Source organism: Pseudomonas sp. LB3P14 (assembly GCF_054898045.1).
Genome location: NZ_CM142714.1, coordinates 7,175,289 through 7,194,056 on the forward strand (window position 1 = coordinate 7,175,289; position 18,768 = coordinate 7,194,056).

Here is an 18,768-nt window from a genome sequence, read left to right on the forward strand (position 1 = left end):
TTGGAAGGCTTCTTGCAGTAGCCGCTTTGCGCCTGCTTCAGGCGTCAAAAGTTTGCTTTAAAGGAACGGGGAAAACCGGTGGATCGCTCTCAGTTACTCAACAGTGCTCGCACAAACGTTGCCGACTTAAGTCGGGGCAATCTGGGTGTGCCGCTGTTGCTGCTGGTCATGCTGGCGATGATGATGTTGCCGGTGCCGCCGTTCCTGCTGGACGTGTTTTTCACCTTCAACATTGCCTTGTCCATCGTCGTGCTGCTGGTGTGCGTCTACGCTTTGCGGCCGCTGGATTTCGCGGTGTTCCCGACGATTCTGCTGGTGGCAACGCTGATGCGGCTGGCGCTGAACGTGGCGTCCACGCGGGTGGTGATGCTCCACGGTCAGGAAGGCCATGCCGCCGCCGGCAAGGTGATCCAGGCCTTCGGTGAGGTGGTGATCGGCGGTAACTACGTGGTCGGTATCGTGGTTTTCGCGATTTTGATGATCATCAACTTCGTCGTGGTGACCAAGGGTGCCGGGCGGATTTCCGAGGTGAGCGCGCGCTTCACCCTCGATGCTATGCCCGGTAAACAAATGGCGATCGACGCCGACCTGAACGCCGGCCTGATCGATCAAAACCAGGCGAAATTGCGCCGGATGGAAGTGGCCCAGGAAGCCGAGTTCTACGGTTCCATGGACGGTGCCAGCAAGTTCGTTCGCGGTGACGCCATTGCCGGCCTGCTGATTCTGTTCATCAACCTGATCGGTGGCATGGCCGTCGGCATTTTCCAGCACGGCATGAGCTTCGGCGACGCCGGCAAGGTTTACGCGCTGTTGACCATCGGTGACGGTTTGGTGGCGCAATTGCCATCACTGCTGTTGTCCACCGCTGCAGCGATCATGGTGACCCGTGCGTCCGGCTCGGAAGACATGGGCAAGCAGATCGGCCGCCAGATGTTCGCCTCGCCAAAAGCGTTGGCCGTCGCGGCAGGCCTGATGGCGGTGATGGGCCTGGTGCCCGGCATGCCGCACTTCTCCTTTCTCAGCATGGCAGCCCTGGCGGCCGGCGGTGCTTACCTGTTCTGGAAGAAGCAGAGCGTGGTCAAGGTGCAGGCCCTGCAAGAGGTCAAGCGTCAGCAAGAGCTGCTGCCATCCCCGGCCCGCGCCCAGGAAACCAAGGAACTGGGCTGGGACGACGTGACCCCGATCGACATGATCGGCCTGGAAGTCGGGTACCGGCTGATTCCGCTGGTGGACCGCAACCAGGGTGGTCAGTTGCTGGCGCGTATCAAAGGTGTGCGCAAGAAGCTGTCGCAGGATCTGGGCTTCCTGATGCCGACCGTGCATATCCGTGACAACCTTGACCTGGCGCCGAGTGCCTATCGCCTGACCTTGATGGGGGTGATCCTGGCCGAAGCGGAGATTTACCCGGACCGCGAGCTGGCGATTAACCCAGGGCAGGTCTATGGGACGCTCAATGGTATTACCGCCAGAGATCCGGCTTTCGGTCTGGAGGCGGTCTGGATTGAAATCAGCCAGCGTGCCCAGGCGCAATCCCTCGGTTACACCGTGGTCGATGCCAGTACAGTAGTGGCAACCCACTTGAACCAGATTTTGTACAAGCACTCGAGCGAGTTGATCGGTCACGAAGAAGTGCAGCAACTCATGCAATTGCTGGCCAAAAGCTCGCCAAAACTGGCTGAGGAGCTGGTCCCTGGTGTGGTCTCTCTGTCGCAGCTGCTCAAAGTCTTGCAGGCTTTGCTGGCCGAACAGGTGCCAGTACGGGACATTCGCAGCATTGCCGAGGCCATCGCCAACAATGCCGCCAAGAGTCAAGATACTGCCGCGCTGGTGGCCGCCGTGCGCGTCGGCGTATCCCGCGCAATCGTCCAAAGCATTGTAGGCACTGACTCCGAGCTACCAGTGATCACCCTGGAGCCAAGGTTGGAACAAATATTGCTCAATAGTCTTCAGAAGGCAGGACAAGGCTCGGAAGAGGGCGTTCTGCTGGAGCCAAGCATGGCTGAGAAGCTGCAACGCTCGTTGATCGATGCGGCGCAGCGTCAAGAAATGCAAGGTCAACCGGTGATTCTGCTGGTAGCCGGTCCGGTTCGCGCGATGCTGTCGCGATTCGGCCGATTGGCAGTCCCGGGTTTGCACGTGTTGGCGTATCAGGAAATTCCTGACAACAAGCAAGTGACCATCGTTGCGACAGTAGGGCCCAACGGCTGAGGTAGTGGTTTATGCAAGTTAAGCGTTTTTTCGCCGCCGATATGCGTCAGGCCATGAAACTGGTTCGTGATGAGCTGGGCGCTGATGCCGCCATCATTGGCAACCGCCGGATCGCCGGTGGTGTCGAATTGACAGCTGCCCTGGATTACAAGTTGTCGGCGCTGGCCCCGCGCGTTCCGAACATGGAACTCGAAGACGAGCTGCGCAAGACCCAGTCGCGGATCGTTACCGCCCAGGCCGAACTGAGCCTGCGCGGCGAAGGCGAGAGCGACAAGAGCACCAATCGCCAGTTGTTCGCCGGCCTGCCACTGACCGCCGCCGAGCCGCTGATCGAACCGACCTACGCTGAACCCCGTCGTCCTGCACCGGCTGCTGCGCCAGCCTCCGGTGGTGTGGACCCGCGGGCGTTCGACTCGATGCGTTTCGAACTCAACAGTTTGCGCGAACTGATGGAAGTGCAACTTGGTTCCCTGGCCTGGAATCAGCTGCAAGGCAGCCGTCCGGCCCAGGCCAATCTTTGGCGCCGCCTGCAACGCATCGGCCTGTCTGGCCCGTTGTCGCGCGATTTGCTGGCGCTGATTACCGATATTGAAGAGCCTCGTCAGGCCTGGCGTATGTTGCTGGCGCACCTGGCGCGGATGATCGCCACACCGGAAATCGAGCCGCTGGAAGAGGGCGGTGTGATTGCCATGGTCGGCCCTGCCGGCATGGGCAAGACCACCACGCTGGCCAAGCTCGCCGCCCGCTACGTGCTCAAATACGGTGCGCAAAATATCGCGTTGGTGAGCATGGACAGCTACCGTATTGGTGCTCAGGAGCAGCTCAAGACCCTTGGCCGGATCCTCAATGTGTCGGTGACTCACGTCGACCCGGGTCAGTCACTGGTGCAGGCGCTGGAACCTTTGCTGCGCAAACGCGTGGTGCTGATCGATACCGCGGGCCTTCAGGCCAGCGATCCGGCACTGCGCATGCAGCTCGAAAGCCTGGCCGGTCGTGGGATCAAATCGAAGAATTATCTGGTGTTGGCAACCACCAGCCAGAAACAGGTTCTAACTGCCGCTTATCACAGTTACAAACGCTGCGGCCTCGCTGGCTGCATCCTGACTAAACTGGATGAAACGGCAAGTCTGGGCGAGGTGTTGAGCCTGGCCATCAGTCACGAATTGCCGGTGGCCTACCTCACCGATGGCCCGCGGATTCCGGATGATTTACATCTGCCGCGTCGTCATCAGTTGGTCAGTCGCGCCGTAAGCGTGCAAATGCAAGAAGAACCCAGCGAAGAAGCCATGGCTGACATGTTCGCTGATATTTACCACAGCCCGACCAAGCAGGTCGGCTGAGGTATTAATGAACAGTTTTTGTACCTACATCGATGGTCTGCCATGCATTGTTCATTTTGTGAACGCGCAGCCAGTAATGTGGCCTCCGTCAAGTAAGACAAGGTAAAGAAAATTCATGGGCAGCATGCATCCCGTACAGGTGATCGCGGTGACCGGCGGCAAAGGTGGCGTCGGGAAGACTAACGTGTCAGTGAACTTGTCCCTGGCTCTAGCAGAGCTCGGCCGGCGCGTCATGCTGCTGGACGCCGATCTGGGGCTGGCGAACGTCGACGTCCTGCTGGGACTGACACCCAAACGTACGTTGGCCGACGTGATCGAAGGCCGCTGTGAGCTGCGCGACGTACTGTTGCAGGGCCCAGGCGGCATTCGCATCGTCCCGGCCGCGTCCGGCACTCAAAGCATGGTTCATCTGAGCCCGGCCCAACACGCCGGCCTGATCCAGGCGTTCAGCGATATTGGCGATAACCTCGACGTATTGGTGATCGACACCGCTGCGGGCATTGGTGAGTCGGTCGTCAGTTTCGTTCGCGCAGCGCAAGAAGTCTTGCTGGTGGTCTGTGATGAACCGACCTCGATCACTGATGCCTACGCACTGATCAAACTACTCAACCGCGATTACGGCATGAACCGCTTCCGCGTCCTGGCCAACATGGCCCAGAGCCCGCAAGAAGGTCGCAACCTGTTCGCCAAGTTGACCAAGGTCACGGACCGCTTCCTCGACGTCGCCTTACAATACGTCGGCGCGGTGCCTTACGACGAAAGCGTGCGTAAGGCCGTGCAGAAGCAGCGCGCCGTTTATGAAGCCTTCCCGCGTTCCAAGTGCTCCCTGGCGTTCAAGGCCATTGCACAGAAGGTCGATACCTGGCCGCTGCCTGCCAACCCGCGTGGGCACCTGGAGTTTTTCGTCGAGCGCCTCGTGCAACAGACCGCAGGACCGGTGTTATGACAGCCAGCGGCTACAACCTCTACAAGAAGTCGGCACGTGACGCGCAGTACGAGCTGATCGAGCGTTACGCGCCACTGGTTAAACGCATTGCCTACCACTTGCTGGCGCGTCTGCCGGCCAGTGTCCAGGTCGAAGACCTGATTCAGGCCGGGATGATCGGCCTGCTTGAAGTGTCGACCAAATACGACGCCAGCAAAGGCGCGAGTTTCGAGACGTACGCGGGCATTCGAATCCGCGGCGCGATGCTCGATGAAGTACGCAAGGGGGACTGGGCGCCACGTTCGGTCCACCGCAATACCCGGATGGTCAGCGACGCCATTCGCTCGATTGAAGCTAAAACCGGCCGTGACGCTAAAGATCACGAGGTTGCGGCCGAACTCCAATTGAGTCTCGACGATTATTACGGGATTTTGAACGACACCCTGGGCAGCCGGTTATTCAGTTTCGACGATCTGTTGCAGGACGGCGAACACGAAGGGCTGCACGAGGATGGCGCCAGTGCTCATCTCGAGCCGTCGCGCGATCTGGAAGATGAACGCTTCCAGAGGGCGCTGGCGGACGCGATTGCCAATTTGCCGGAGCGTGAGCGACTGGTGTTGGCGCTGTACTACGACGAAGAGTTGAATCTCAAGGAAATCGGTGAAGTCCTGGGGGTCAGCGAATCTCGGGTCAGCCAGTTACACAGCCAGTGCGCGGCCCGTTTGCGGGGGCGTTTGGGGGAGTGGCGAGCGCGCTGAAGGCAGTGTGGGGACACTGCGAACGCGGCTGGTGGGGTGTTGAACCGCACGAGTCCCGATCTGTTGTGCTCCAGACAGTCATTGAGTGCTTTGCCGGATTGATTGAAATGGCGTGTCCAGGTGCTGGGCGCGTTTAAGACTGCTTGGAGGTCGAATTGGACAAGAACATGAAAATCCTCATCGTTGATGACTTCTCAACGATGCGGCGGATCATAAAAAACCTGTTGCGTGACCTTGGGTTCACCAACACGGTCGAGGCCGATGATGGCACTACTGCCATTCCGGTGCTCAACAGCGGGAGCATCGACTTTCTGGTAACGGACTGGAACATGCCTGGCATGACCGGTATCGATCTGCTGCGCCACGTGCGCGCCGATGAAAAGCTCAAGCACCTGCCGGTGCTGATGGTGACCGCTGAAGCCAAGCGCGAGCAGATCATCGAAGCGGCCCAGGCCGGTGTTAACGGCTATGTGGTCAAACCCTTCACGGCCCAGGCGTTGAAAGAAAAAATCGAAAAGATTTTCGAACGCATCGGTTGAGAAACTGCGCCACGGGGAAGCTATGGAGCATATCGAATCTTCACAGGGCGATTTCGAGTCGACCCTGAAAAAACACGCTGTCGAACTGGTCGAAAGCCTTGAAAAGGGCAAGTTCGGCGACGCCGTGCAACTGATCCATGAGCTCAACCAGACCCGTGACCGCGGCCTGTATCAGGAAGTGGGCAAGCTCACTCGCGAGCTGCACAGTGCGATCGTCAATTTCCAGATTGACCCGAACATGCCGCAAGCCGAGGAGGTGTCACAGATCACGGACGCCACCGAGCGTCTGGGCTATGTGGTCAAGCTGACCGAGGCCGCGGCCAACCGCACCATGGACCTGGTGGAAAACGCCACGCCGCTGGTCAACGGCCTGAGCAATGAAGCCCAGGCCTTGAGCACCGACTGGGGACGGTTCATGCGTCGCGAAGTCGGGGCTGAAGAGTTCCGCGAACTGGCCCGGCGAGTCGACGGTTTCCTGACACGCAGCAGCGAAGACAATCGCGTGGTGTCGAGCAACCTCAACGACATTCTGCTCGCTCAGGATTACCAGGACCTCACCGGTCAGGTGATCAAGCGTGTGACCCAATTGGTCACCGAAGTTGAAAGCAACCTGCTCAAGCTCGTGCTTATGGCCAGTCAGGTGGACCGCTTTGCGGGCATCGAACATGACCGTGAAGCGATGCTGGCTGAAAAAGATCCGCAAAAACATCTCTCTCAGGGTGAAGGTCCGCAGATTCATGCCGATAAAAGAGAAGACGTTGTGTCCGGTCAGGACGATGTGGACGATTTGTTATCCAGCCTAGGATTTTAGAGTTTTAGCATTTTAGGTTTTTTAGGTTTTTAGACCTCAGGAGCACCCCCTTAATGAGCTTCGGCGCCGATGAAGAGATCCTTCAGGATTTCCTGGTTGAGGCCGGCGAGATTCTAGAGCAACTGTCCGAACAGCTGGTCGAGCTTGAAAGCCGACCCGATGATGCGGACTTGCTCAATGCAATTTTTCGCGGTTTTCACACTGTAAAAGGGGGCGCCGGCTTCCTCCAGCTCAACGAGCTGGTGGAGTGCTGTCACATCGCCGAGAACGTGTTCGACATCCTGCGCAAGGGTGAACGTCGCGTCGACTCGGAATTGATGGACGTGGTTCTTGAAGCGCTGGATGCGGTGAACAGCATGTTCACCGAAGTCCGCGAGCGCAGCCCGATCACGGCTGCCACGCCTGAATTGCTGGCAGCTCTGGCCCGTCTGGCCGAGCCGCAAACTGAAGAAGCCGCACCGGTTGCCGACGTGGTCCAAACACCGGCTGCTGACAGCGAGACGGGCGACATCACCGATAACGAATTCGAGCAATTGCTGGACTCGCTGAACGCCGTCAAGGCGCAGGCCGAGGCCCCGGCGGCTGCTCCGTTGCCAGCGAGTAATGCCGCTGCCAGCGACGAAATCACCGATGCCGAGTTCGAGTCGTTGCTCGATCAGTTGCACGGCAAAGGCCAGTTCGCCGTCGATGCGGTAGCCCCGGCGCCAGCCGCACCGGCTGCCCCGAAAGCGGCAGGCGACAGCTCCGATATCACCGACGACGAGTTCGAAGCACTGCTCGATCAGTTGCACGGCAAGGGCAACTTTGCCGTTGATGCGCTGGAATCGGCCATTGCTGCGGCTCCTGTCCCGGCTGCGCCAATCGCTAAAGCGGCTGGCAGCGATCTGATCTCCGATCATGAGTTCGAATCGCTGCTCGACGAATTGCACGGCAAAGGCAAGTTCACTGAAGTCGGCACCGCGTCGGGTGCCAGCGCTTCGGTTGCGGCGCCAGTTGCCAAGGCTGTTGCACTGAAACCCGTCGCCAAAGCGCCCGAGCCTAAAGCCGAAGCGCCGAAGCCTGTTGCTGCTGCACCGGCTCCGGCTCGTGCCCCGGCCGCGCCACCGGCGGAAAAACCGGCCAGCGAAGCCGAGACCACCGTGCGGGTCGATACCGCGCGTCTCGACGAAATCATGAACATGGTCGGCGAGTTGGTACTGGTGCGTAACCGCTTGGTCCGTCTGGGCCTCAACAGCGGCGACGAAGCCATGTCCAAAGCCGTGTCGAACCTCGACGTGGTCACGGCCGACCTGCAAACCGCGGTCATGAAGACCCGGATGCAACCGATCAAGAAAGTCTTCGGGCGCTTCCCGCGTCTGGTTCGCGACCTGGCTCGCCAGCTCAAGAAAGAAATCAACCTGGAGTTGGTCGGCGAAGAAACCGATCTCGACAAGAACCTCGTCGAGGCCCTGGCCGACCCGCTGGTCCACTTGGTACGCAACGCGGTCGACCACGGCATCGAGTCGCCGGAAGAACGCGAAGCGTCGGGCAAGTCCCGCGGCGGCAAGGTCATCCTCGCGGCGGAACAGGAAGGCGACCACATCCTGCTGTCGATCTCCGATGACGGCAAAGGCATGGACCCGAACGTCCTGCGCTCCATCGCGGTAAAACGCGGTGTGATGGACAAGGACGCGGCGGATCGCTTGAGCGACACCGAGTGCTACAACCTGATTTTTGCGCCAGGGTTCTCGACCAAAACCGAGATCTCTGACGTATCGGGTCGTGGCGTGGGCATGGACGTGGTGAAAACCAAGATTTCCCAGCTCAACGGTTCGATCAACATCTACTCGACCAAGGGCCAGGGCTCGAAGATCGTCATCAAGGTCCCGTTGACCCTGGCGATCATGCCGACGCTGATGGTCATGCTCGGCAACCAGGCGTTTGCGTTCCCGCTGGTGAACGTCAACGAGATTTTCCACCTCGACCTGTCGCGCACCAACGTGGTGGACGGCCAGGAAGTGGTGATCGTGCGGGACAAGGCACTGCCATTGTTCTACCTCAAACGCTGGCTGGTCAGCTCCGCCGCTCACGAAGAGCAGCGCGAGGGCCATGTGGTGATCCTTTCGGTGGGCACGCAGCGGATCGGCTTTGTCGTCGATCAACTGGTGGGCCAGGAAGAGGTGGTCATCAAGCCATTGGGCAAAATGCTTCAGGGAACCCCGGGCATGTCCGGCGCCACCATCACCGGTGACGGCCGCATTGCGCTGATTCTCGATGTACCCAGCATGCTCAAGCGTTACGCCGCACGGCGTATTTGATTCTGGTGGGGCGGGGCGACTGAGCCTCGCTCCGTCTAACGGAGTGTTTATGGCAGTTAAAGTCCTGGTGGTGGACGATTCGGGGTTTTTCCGCCGCCGCGTCTCGGAAATTCTTTCAACGGATCCCAATATCCAGGTCGTCGGCACGGCGACCAACGGAAAAGAGGCGATTGATCAGGCGCTGGCCCTCAAGCCAGACGTGATCACCATGGACTACGAGATGCCGATGATGGATGGCATCACGGCGGTGCGGCACATCATGCAGCGCTGCCCGACCCCGGTGTTGATGTTCTCCTCGCTGACCCACGAAGGCGCTCGGGTAACTCTCGACGCGCTGGACGCCGGCGCGGTGGATTTCCTGCCGAAGAATTTCGAAGACATCTCCCGTAACCCGGAGAAGGTCAAGCAACTGCTGTGCGAGAAGATTCTCAGCATCTCGCGCAGTAACCGTCGCGCCAACACCTACAGCGCTCCGGCACCTGTCGCCGCACCCGCCCCGACGCCTGCACCTGCCAGCGTCAGCAGCTACGGCAGCAGCGCGCCTGCGCGTCCGGCACCGGCTCCGATTCCGACGCGTACCCACGCGCCAGCCTCGTCGTCGCCAACGCCGAAACGCAAAGCCTACAAACTGGTCGCCATCGGTACGTCCACTGGCGGCCCGGTTGCCTTGCAGCGGGTTCTGACCCAATTGCCGGCCAACTTCCCCGCACCCATCGTATTGATCCAGCACATGCCGGCCGCCTTCACCAAGGCCTTCGCCGAACGTCTGGACAAGCTCTGCCGCATCAGCGTCAAGGAAGCCGAGGATGGCGACATCCTGCGTCCGGGCCTGGCGTTGCTGGCGCCGGGTGGCAAGCAAATGATGATCGACGGCCGTGGCGCGGTGAAAATCCTCCCGGGCGACGAACGTCTGAACTACAAGCCGTGCGTGGACATCACCTTCGGTTCCGCGGCCAAGTCTTACGGTGACAAAGTTCTGGCGGTCGTGCTGACCGGCATGGGTGCCGATGGTCGTGAAGGCGCGCGTCTGCTCAAGCAGGGCGGCAGCTCGATCTGGGCTCAGGATGAAGCCAGCTGCGTGATCTACGGCATGCCAATGGCCATCGTCAAAGCCGAACTCGCCGACGCGGTGTACGGCCTGGACGATATTGGCAAGCATCTGGTCGAGGCTTGTATCTGATGGATGTTTTAAGCCTTATCGGGATCATCATGGCGTTTGTCGCCATCATTGGCGGCAACTACCTTGAAGGCGGTCACCTCGGCGCGCTGGCCAACGGCCCGGCGGCGTTGATCGTACTCGGTGGGACCATCGGTGCGGCGCTGCTGCAGGCGCCGATGAGCGCTTTCAAACGCGCCATGCAGATTCTGGCCTGGATCCTGTTTCCACCTCGCGTGGATCTGGCCGGTGGCGTCGATCGCGTCGTCAACTGGAGCCTGATCGCACGCAAGGAAGGCCTGCTCGGCCTGGAAGGGGTGGCCGACGCCGAACCCGACAACTACTCCCGCAAAGGCCTGCAACTGCTGGTGGACGGCGCGGAGCCGGAAGCGATTCGCAGCATCCTGGAAGTGGATTTCTACACCCAGGAAAGCCGCGACATCGAAGCCGCCAAAGTCTTCGAAAGCATGGGCGGCTACGCGCCGACCATCGGCATCATCGGTGCGGTGATGGGCTTGATCCACGTGATGGGCAACCTGGCCGATCCATCGCAACTGGGTAGCGGCATTGCCGTGGCCTTCGTCGCAACCATCTACGGCGTGGCCAGTGCCAACCTGGTGCTGCTGCCGATTGCCGCCAAACTCAAGTCCGTCGCTTTGCGGCAGTCGCGTTATCGCGAAATGTTGTTGGAAGGCATTCTGTCGATCGCCGAAGGTGAAAACCCTCGCTCTATTGAGTTGAAGCTTCAGGGCTTCATGGACTGATGGGGGTAATGGACTATGGCACGTCGTCGCCAACCTGAAGAACATGTAAACCATGAGCGTTGGCTGGTTTCGTACGCCGACTTCATCACCTTGCTGTTCGCTTTCTTCGTGGTGATGTACTCGATCTCTTCGATCAACGAAGGCAAGTACAAGGTCATTTCCGAAGCGTTGATCGGGGTCTTTACCGACTCCGACCGAGCCCTCAAGCCAATCCCGATCGGCGACGAGCGACCGAAGACCGTCACCCCGGCCAAGCCGCTGGTAAAAGACAGCGAGCAGATCGACGCCGGCATCGCCCAAGCGGCCAACGATCCGCTCAAAAGCATCGCCGACGATATCAGCGCCGCGTTCGGCGACCTGATCAGCTCCAATCAGATGACCGTGCGCGGCAATGAGCTGTGGGTCGAGATCGAACTCAACTCCAGCCTGTTGTTCGGCAGTGGCGACGCCATGCCCAGTGACATCGCGTTCAACATCATCGACAAGGTCGCCGCGATTCTGAAGCCGTTCGACAACCCGATTCATGTTGAAGGCTTCACTGACGATCAACCGATCCGCACCGCGCAATACCCGACCAACTGGGAGCTGTCCTCGGCCCGTTCGGCGAGCATCGTGCGCATGCTGGCGATGCAGGGGGTGAACCCTGGTCGTCTGGCGTCGGTGGGTTACGGCGAGTTCCAGCCAGTGGCCAACAACGCGACTGCCGAGGGTCGGGCGCGTAACCGTCGGGTCGTGCTGGTGGTGTCACGAAATCTCGATGTACGCCGCAGTCTCACCGGTACCGGAACGGCCAATGCGCATCCGGATGCCGCGTTGAAGCGTGCTGGCACACAAACTGCACCGACCCCGGTCAAGTCGCCGGGACGAGAGAGCGCCGTCAATTCTCCGTCACCCGCATTAATACGTTGAGCTATTTCTCGGTCGACCATTTCGACCGGGAGGAACAATCCGAATGAGAGTCTGGGCAGTCGCCAATCAAAAGGGTGGTGTCGGTAAAACCACTTCCTCTATCGCTTTAGCCGGTTTACTGGCCGAGGCGGGCAAGCGCGTGGTCGTGGTCGATCTCGATCCTCACGGCTCCATGACCAGCTACTTCGGTTACGACCCCGACAGCCTGGAACACAGCAGCTACGACCTGTTCCTGCACAAGGGCAGTGTGCCGCAAGGCTTGCCCGGTCAGTTGTTATTGCCCACCAGCCACGAGCGTATTTCCCTCCTGCCATCGAGCACCGCACTCGCGACCCTCGAGCGCCAGTCGCCGGGTCAGAGTGGCTTGGGCCTGGTGATTGCCAAGAGCCTGGCGCAACTTTGGCAGGACTTCGATTACGCCGTGATCGACAGCCCGCCGTTGCTCGGTTTGCTGATGGTCAATGCCTTGGCGGCGAGCCAGCAATTGGTGATTCCGGTGCAGACCGAGCACTTGGCGGTCAAAGGCCTGGAGCGCATGGTCAACACCCTGGCGATGATCAATCGTTCACGCAAACAGGCGTTGCCCTTCAGCATCGTGCCGACCCTGTTCGACCGCCGCACGCAGGCTTCCCTCGGCACTCTGCGGGTGTTGCGCGACAAGTACCCGGAAGAAATCTGGCAGGGCTACATCCCCGTCGACACCCGCTTGCGTGATGCGAGCCGGGCCGGCGTGACGCCTTCGCAATTCGACGGCAAAAGCCGTGGGGTTCTCGCCTACCGCGCACTGCTCAAGCATTTGCTGGCAGCACAACTTGTCCCGCAGGTGGCGTGAGATGAACCGCCCGGTAAAAATCACCTCGCGCCCGCAACTCGCGCTCCAGTCTTATCTGGACAGCTTGCTGATGGAGGCGACCGAAGAGTTGCCGCCGCAAATCGAGGCGTTGCCCGAGGTTGTGGAGGTTGAAGCTGCTCTGGACGAATTCCAGGCGGCGGTGCTTGAAGAGCAGGCTCGTGATGCGCAGAAACCCGCCGTGGTCGCCGCGCCGACAGTAGCGCCAGTGGTAGCACCGGTGATGAAAGCACCTGTTGTGATCGAAGAAGCACCGGCACCGGTTCTGGCGCCTGTATCGACTATCGCACCGCTGCTGCAAGCCCTGGTGCCGCCGGTGGTCGAAGTCCACTTGCCGCCGAGCAACACGCCGCCACCGGTGGAAACCGATGGTCGCCCGTCCTGGGCCGCCGAACCGTTCGAATGCCTGTTGTTCGACGTCGCCGGGCTGACCCTGGCGGTACCGCTGGTGTGCCTGGGCTCGATTTATTCGTTGGCCGGTCACGAGCTGACGCCGCTGTTCGGTCAGCCGGAATGGTTCCTCGGGATTCTGCCGAGCCAGGCCGGCAACCTGAAGGTATTGGACACCGCGCGTTGGGTCATGCCTGACCGCTACCGCGACGATTTCCGTCAGGGCCTGCAATACGTTATTTCGGTTCAGGGCTACGAGTGGGGGCTGGCGGTGCATCAGGTCAGCCGTTCGTTGCGCCTGGACCCGAACGAAATCAAATGGCGCAGCCACCGTGGTCAACGGCCATGGCTGGCGGGCACTGTGATTGAACACATGTGTGCGTTGCTCGATGTTTCCGCACTGGCCGAGTTGATCGCCAGCGGCGGGGCAAAGCACATGGGTAGCGTTAAACCAGCGCACAAACCGACATAAAAACACGTGACGGCAGTGACTGCCGTCGCACAGAACATACACCGCTAGGGCGGTTTTTCGAGGGGTCAGGGTATGAATGATAAGGCGTCGTCTGCAAAGGGTTCCGAAGATCCGATCCTGCAATGGGTGACCTTCAAGCTGGACAATGAAACTTACGGCATCAACGTGATGCGCGTTCAGGAAGTCCTGCGCTACACCGAAATCGCCCCGGTCCCGGGTGCCCCGAGCTACGTGCTGGGCATCATCAACCTGCGCGGTAACGTGGTCACCGTCATCGACACCCGTCAGCGCTTCGGCCTGATGAATGCCGAGATCAGCGACAACACCCGTATCGTCATCATCGAAGCCGACAAGCAAGTGGTCGGGATCATGGTCGACAGCGTGGCCGAAGTGGTTTACCTGCGTCAGTCGGAAATCGAAACCGCGCCGAACGTCGGTAACGAAGAATCCGCCAAGTTCATTCAAGGCGTGTGCAACAAGAACAACGAACTGCTGATTCTGGTCGAGCTGGACAAGATGATGAGCGAAGAAGAATGGTCGGACCTGGAGAACATCTGATTGATTCTTGAGGTGGCGGTCATTGTCCTGTTCCTCTTTTGGGCAGGCACGCTGGCGATGTTTCTGGCGTACATACGAGGCCAACGACTGATCGCTGCGCAACAGGCCCAGGGCGATGCGCTACGCGATCAGCGCATCAAGGACCTGGCCCGGCGTGTCGAGGACTACCAGAGCGGCAACGTGCGAATGGGTGAAGACCTGCACGAACTGCGCGCGGTGGTCGGTCCGTTACCGGACAAACTGGCTCAGCTGGAACAGCGCGATCCGTCGAGCTTGTCGTTTGCCCAGGCGGCGCGACTGGTCGGGATGGGCGCGAGTGTTGATGAACTGACTCAGTCCTGCGGGTTGACCCAGGCTGAGGCGGAGTTGATGCGTAAGTTGCATAAGAACTGAGATCGTTCCCACGCAGAGCGTGGGAACGATCAGTACCCTGCTCGCGATTGCGTCCTCAAACCCCCAGTAGTCATCCCTGCGTTCGCCCCATCCTTCATCCCCTCAAATCCTGTCTTAGTCCGCTGCCTACAACTTTTCCGGATTCCGCCGACTTGCGAGAGTTGTCCCTCGTCGCTAACTTGAACTGTGTAACCACTCATCATCGATTGGATTTGCCCGTCCGCAGTCGAAAGCAAATTCTTATTCCAAGGCTTTTTATGCTCGATATTTTGCTCGGAACACCACTATGGGTTTATGCAGTTTTTTTTGTAGTGACGTATTACGGCGCCATTGCGTGCTTTAAAAATCATGAATCGAAAAGGTCGTTGCAGATAACGCCGATGATATTCGTCGCCATTTCGCTGGCGTCCTTAAAGTTCTCGCAGGGCATTGCAATTCCGTTTTCAGTTTACGCGTTGGGATTATTTGCCGGGTGGCTTGTGGCACTGCGTTTCTATTCGTACCAAGACGTCGAACGCGATGGCGATCATTTGGTGCTGGGTGGCTCGGTCAAAGTACTAGTTGTTTATTGGTGTTTTTTTGCCTGGCGTTACTACAGCGGTTACCAAGCGGCCATGCACCCGGAACTGGCCAATGAAGTATCGGTAGTGGCATGGTCAGCACTGGGGGCTGGCCTTATCAATGGTTTGATTGTGGGTCGCAGTCTAAGGCTTTTGTGCTTTTTCAAGTCCGATAGCGTGACGGCGGCGGAGTTGATGAGCAAGTTGGACAAGGACTGACGCCTACCAAAGATCGTTCCCACGTCGAGGCGTCGAACCGTCTGCGTGGGAATGCCTCTTGGGACGCTCCGCGTTCCGCTGTTGAATGTGACGCGGAGCGTCACGGGCTGCATTCCCACGCAGAGCGTGGGAATGATCAGTAGTCGTCGCCGCGATCGGTGATGTCTTTCTCTACCATCGGCGCATCCGGATCCTGCCCCTCAGGAAACCTACCCTTCAAATTCCACGCAAACGCAATAATCTCGGCAATCGTGCGATACAACTCCTCCGGAATACTCTCCCCCAATTCCATCCGCGCCAGCAGTCTCACCAGCTCGGCGTTTTCGTAGATGGGTACTTCATAATCGCGGGCAATCTTCAGAATGGCTTCGGCCAGTGCTTCGTCACCTTTGGCCGTGAGGGTAGGGGCGTGGCTGCCGTCGTATTTGAGGGCAATGGCCTGGCGCGGGGTGTTGGGGTTATTCATGCGGTTTCGTCGACCCAGCGTTGTTCGAGACGGGTTTGAGGGCCTTGGGGGGGTGTGCCGAGATGGCAATCCAGATCGCCGACATTCAGGCCGGACGCCAGCAAGCGTTCGCGCAGTCCGGCCAGATTGCTTTCGATCAGGCTGGCGGTGTAAGGCCGTTCGGCCCAGAGCTGGCTGGACAAGCTGCCTTTGATCAGTTGCGCCTGAATCTGCAGCGGGCCTAAAGGCTCCATATCAAACGCTAACTCGACCCGCCAGAGTTGTTGTTTCGGGGGACGTTCTTCATTGCGTTCTTTTGGTTGTTCTTTCTCGGGGGCTTCTTCGCGCTGGAACTTGACTTGCAACGGCACGATGTCCTGCAGATTGCGCATCGGGATTTCCAGCTGCCAGGTGCTCATCAGCCGACCGTCGTCAGTGAGGCCGGTCTGTTCCAGGCTCGACAGTTGATGGCTTTGCAGGCGCGAAACTGCCGCTGCGGCCAAACGCAGCAAGTGCTCGAGATCGCCTTCGCCGTCCATGCTTTGTAGCAGGCGCTCGGGCAGCGGGAAGCTGGTGGGCTGCGGTTTGGCGCTGACCTGACCGAGCATGCCGAGGGCACTGCGCACGAAGTTCGGCATGGCTTGGGCCAGTGTGTTGGCGGCAATGATCGCGTTGAGATTGGTGTTGGCCGGCAGGCCTGGCGTCAATTGTGCGATCAGCTTGAGCAGATCGCCTTTCATGTCCGGGGCCAGCGTCGGGTTCTGACCGCTGAGCAGTTTGGCTTCAAGGAACAGCCCGCTATTGGCCAGTGCCTGGGCCAGCCCCTTTGGCGTGCTGAGTTGTTGAACATCGGGCAGGCCGGCGAACAACGTGTCGACGGCCGCGCGCAGATCACTGGACGTCTGATTCGAAGACGGCAGGTTTTGCAGGAGTTTGAGCAGGCCATCCAGCGAACCCTGGCGGCTCTGTTGGCTGGCCAGTTGATGGCTCACCGCCAATTGCTCCTGGCGACTGCTCAACGGCACGAACTTCAGCGTCTGAGTGTCCTGCACCAACGCGCTGAGCAAGGTGCCGATGCGCAGCGGCGTCGGGCTGTCGATACTCAGGGTGCTGCCGCTCAACGCAGTGTTGAGCAAGCTCACCATCGAGCGAAACACCGTCGGCTGCCCCGGCACCTGTGGCAACACCTGGGAGGTCAGCACTTTGCCTTGCAGCAGGGTGCCAACGGGCAGTTGCGCGGTGTCGATACGGGTGAGGGTGGCAACGCTGGAGGCGATGGCCTGTTGCACGGTGACGGCCAGATTACCCGCCGACGGCTGGGTGATCGCCAGGCTGGTGCCCTGAGGCAGCGGTTGGGTGCTGGTGGCCTGGACCGTGGTCTGACGGCCGCTGTCGAGAGTGACCTTGAGCAACAGTTGAAAGGTCTGATCCGCCTGCTTGAGCGACAGCACTTCGGCCTTGGCGGTCTGACCGGCAGTGATCAGGCCCTCCATTGGCGTCAGCAGCTTGAGTAAATCGCCGCTCACCACCAGCGGCCGCGAAGTCGCGGAAGTGGTCTGCGGAAGCGGGAGGATGTTCATTTCGCCTGTCATACGCGGTCACAACCTGAGGAAATTGCCCTCTTGAGAGGAAGGCATGGCATGTATAATGCGGCCCCGTTGCAACCAGAGCGCTGAAAACATTTGCAAAAGCTTGATCTGGCTCCTTAGAACGGGCCGTCAATGCATTTATCCTGCATCTCTTTAGCGGCCGCTCCGCTGCCGACTTGAACCGTAAAGGCCCGTTATCTCTTGACCAGTCCAGTCCTGCAAACCGTTGCCCTTGCTTGTGAGCGAGACCTTCGGCTGCTCTTCGAAAATCTCGAATTGAGACTGGCCAGTGGCGAAATGTTGCAAATCAGCGGCCCCAACGGCAGCGGCAAGACCAGCCTTTTACGTCTGCTTTGCGGCCTGATGCAGCCGACCGCCGGTCAAGTGTTGCTCAATGGCCGGCCACTGAACGAGCAACGCTTTGAACTGGCGCGCAACCTGCTGTGGATTGGCCATGCCGCCGGGATCAAGGATCTGCTGACGCCGGAAGAGAATCTGAGCTGGCTTTGCGCCCTGCATCAACCGGCCTCCCATGAGGCGATCTGGCAAGCGCTGACTGCCGTCGGATTGCGCGGTTTCGAGGATGTTCCCTGCCACACGCTGTCTGCCGGGCAGCAACGCCGGGTAGCGTTGGCGCGGTTGTACCTGGAAAGCCCGCCGCTGTGGATCCTCGATGAGCCGTTCACCGCGCTCGATAAACAAGGCGTGGCGCAACTTGAAGAACACCTGGCTGCGCACTGCGAGCGCGGCGGTATGGTCATTCTGACCACCCATCACACGCTGACCCGGATGCCGGCAGGCTATCGCGACATTGATCTGGGGAACTGGGCCGTATGAGTGTTTTCGGCCTGTTGGTCGCCCGTGAGGCCCGTTTGCTGTTCCGCCGTCCTGCGGAACTGGCCAATCCGCTTGTATTCTTCGCGATCGTCGTTTCCCTGTTCCCGTTGGCGGTCGGCCCCGAGTCTCAATTGTTGCAAACCTTGTCTCCGGGACTGGTCTGGGTGGCAGCGCTTTTATCGGTTTTGCTCTCGCTGGACGGGCTTTTCCGCAGTGATTTCGAAGACGGATCGCTTGAACAGTGGGTCCTTTCGTCGCACCCCCTGCCTCTTCTGGTTTTGGCCAAGGTACTGGCACACTGGGCCTTCTCTGGCTTGGCACTGGTTTTGCTCGCTCCACTGTTGGCATTGATGCTCGGTTTACCAACCGCCTGTCTGCCGGTGTTGCTGCTTTCTTTATTGCTGGGTACACCGGTGCTGAGCCTGCTCGGTGCGGTGGGCGCGGCCCTGACGGTGGGATTGAAGCGCGGCGGCCTGTTGCTGGCGCTGCTGATTCTGCCGTTGTACATCCCGGTGTTGATTCTCGGCAGTGGCGCCTTGCAGGCGGCATTGCAAGGCATGCCGGCGACCGGTTATCTCCTGTGGCTTGGTAGCCTGACCGCCCTTGCGATAACCCTGACACCTTTTGCAATAGCTGCTGGCCTGAAGATCAGCGTCGGCGAATAATAATGAGGTCTGGTTGTTTTTTAACCACTTCTTTTAAAGAAAAGCAGACCCTGACTGCTCGTGACACGAGCAGCAACCGTGAT

At 59.6% G+C, this 18,768-nt stretch carries 19 protein-coding genes; 17 read left to right on the forward strand and 2 right to left on the reverse strand.

From position 1 onward, the window contains the following. Positions 1-78 precede the first annotated feature (78 nt). The 15 genes from flhA to ACYZT5_RS33015 all read left to right on the forward strand — a co-directional run bounded on the left by flhA (position 79) and on the right by ACYZT5_RS33015 (position 15,149). On the forward strand, positions 79-2,208 hold the full coding sequence (flhA, locus tag ACYZT5_RS32945; RefSeq protein ID WP_462049008.1) for a flagellar biosynthesis protein FlhA: 2,130 nt from the start codon (positions 79-81) through the stop codon (positions 2,206-2,208). 11 nt (positions 2,209-2,219) lie between these two features. After that, positions 2,220-3,548, forward strand: coding sequence for a flagellar biosynthesis protein FlhF (gene flhF / locus ACYZT5_RS32950; RefSeq protein ID WP_461973484.1), 1,329 nt, complete (start codon positions 2,220-2,222; stop codon positions 3,546-3,548). Between the two features lie 115 nt (positions 3,549-3,663). Further along, positions 3,664-4,494 (forward strand): flagellar synthesis regulator FleN, encoded by an 831-nt coding sequence (gene fleN / locus ACYZT5_RS32955; protein WP_007975361.1) that lies wholly within the window; start codon positions 3,664-3,666, stop codon positions 4,492-4,494. Further along, on the forward strand, positions 4,491-5,231 hold the full coding sequence (fliA, locus tag ACYZT5_RS32960) for an RNA polymerase sigma factor FliA (RefSeq protein WP_462049009.1): 741 nt from the start codon (positions 4,491-4,493) through the stop codon (positions 5,229-5,231). The genes fleN and fliA overlap by 4 nt, the downstream gene beginning before the upstream one ends. Positions 5,232-5,398: 167 nt before the next feature. Next, positions 5,399-5,770 carry a chemotaxis response regulator CheY gene (locus ACYZT5_RS32965; RefSeq protein ID WP_003183998.1) on the forward strand — a complete coding sequence of 124 codons (372 nt, stop codon included), beginning with the start codon at positions 5,399-5,401 and terminating at the stop codon, positions 5,768-5,770. A 22-nt stretch (positions 5,771-5,792) separates the two neighbouring features. After that, positions 5,793-6,581: a protein phosphatase CheZ gene (locus ACYZT5_RS32970; protein ID WP_462049010.1), complete on the forward strand. Its 789-nt coding sequence runs from the start codon at positions 5,793-5,795 to the stop codon at positions 6,579-6,581. Between the two features lie 53 nt (positions 6,582-6,634). Beyond that, a complete protein-coding gene (locus ACYZT5_RS32975; protein ID WP_462049011.1) occupies positions 6,635-8,878 on the forward strand; it encodes a chemotaxis protein CheA in 2,244 nt (747 codons plus the stop codon). Positions 8,879-8,927: 49 nt separating this feature from the next. Next, a complete protein-coding gene (locus tag ACYZT5_RS32980) occupies positions 8,928-10,058 on the forward strand; it encodes a protein-glutamate methylesterase/protein-glutamine glutaminase (RefSeq protein WP_462049012.1) in 1,131 nt (376 codons plus the stop codon). Next, entirely contained in the window at positions 10,058-10,798 is a 741-nt protein-coding gene (locus ACYZT5_RS32985; protein WP_462049013.1) for a flagellar motor protein, read from the forward strand. The genes ACYZT5_RS32980 and ACYZT5_RS32985 overlap by 1 nt, the downstream gene beginning before the upstream one ends. A 15-nt stretch (positions 10,799-10,813) precedes the next feature. Then, positions 10,814-11,707 carry a flagellar motor protein MotD gene (gene motD / locus ACYZT5_RS32990; protein WP_462049014.1) on the forward strand — a complete coding sequence of 298 codons (894 nt, stop codon included), beginning with the start codon at positions 10,814-10,816 and terminating at the stop codon, positions 11,705-11,707. A 43-nt stretch (positions 11,708-11,750) separates the two neighbouring features. Next, on the forward strand, positions 11,751-12,539 hold the full coding sequence (locus tag ACYZT5_RS32995) for a ParA family protein (protein WP_282377508.1): 789 nt from the start codon (positions 11,751-11,753) through the stop codon (positions 12,537-12,539). 1 nt (position 12,540) lies between these two features. Then, positions 12,541-13,419, forward strand: coding sequence for a CheW domain-containing protein (locus tag ACYZT5_RS33000; protein ID WP_462049015.1), 879 nt, complete (start codon positions 12,541-12,543; stop codon positions 13,417-13,419). A 72-nt stretch (positions 13,420-13,491) separates the two neighbouring features. Beyond that, on the forward strand, positions 13,492-13,977 hold the full coding sequence (locus ACYZT5_RS33005; RefSeq protein ID WP_131061597.1) for a chemotaxis protein CheW: 486 nt from the start codon (positions 13,492-13,494) through the stop codon (positions 13,975-13,977). Beyond that, entirely contained in the window at positions 13,978-14,370 is a 393-nt protein-coding gene (locus ACYZT5_RS33010) for a DUF2802 domain-containing protein (RefSeq protein WP_462049016.1), read from the forward strand. It begins immediately after the preceding gene. 257 nt (positions 14,371-14,627) lie between these two features. Beyond that, positions 14,628-15,149, forward strand: coding sequence for a hypothetical protein (locus tag ACYZT5_RS33015; RefSeq protein ID WP_462049017.1), 522 nt, complete (start codon positions 14,628-14,630; stop codon positions 15,147-15,149). Positions 15,150-15,285: 136 nt separating this feature from the next. On the opposite strand, the gene ACYZT5_RS33020 is transcribed toward ACYZT5_RS33015, so the two are convergent. Next, positions 15,286-15,615, reverse strand: coding sequence for an EscU/YscU/HrcU family type III secretion system export apparatus switch protein (locus tag ACYZT5_RS33020; RefSeq protein WP_462049018.1), 330 nt, complete (start codon positions 15,613-15,615; stop codon positions 15,286-15,288). Then, a complete protein-coding gene (gene fliK, locus ACYZT5_RS33025; RefSeq protein WP_462049019.1) occupies positions 15,612-17,186 on the reverse strand; it encodes a flagellar hook-length control protein FliK in 1,575 nt (524 codons plus the stop codon). The genes ACYZT5_RS33020 and fliK overlap by 4 nt, the downstream gene beginning before the upstream one ends. 198 nt (positions 17,187-17,384) lie before the next feature. On the opposite strand from fliK, the gene ccmA reads away from it, so the two are divergent. Both ccmA and ccmB read left to right on the forward strand, forming a co-directional pair. Continuing rightward, entirely contained in the window at positions 17,385-18,020 is a 636-nt protein-coding gene (gene ccmA / locus ACYZT5_RS33030) for a cytochrome c biogenesis heme-transporting ATPase CcmA (protein ID WP_462049020.1), read from the forward strand. After that, on the forward strand, positions 18,017-18,685 hold the full coding sequence (gene ccmB, locus ACYZT5_RS33035; RefSeq protein ID WP_090188533.1) for a heme exporter protein CcmB: 669 nt from the start codon (positions 18,017-18,019) through the stop codon (positions 18,683-18,685). Before ccmA ends, ccmB begins: the two co-directional genes overlap by 4 nt. The last annotated feature ends 83 nt before the right edge of the window (positions 18,686-18,768 follow it).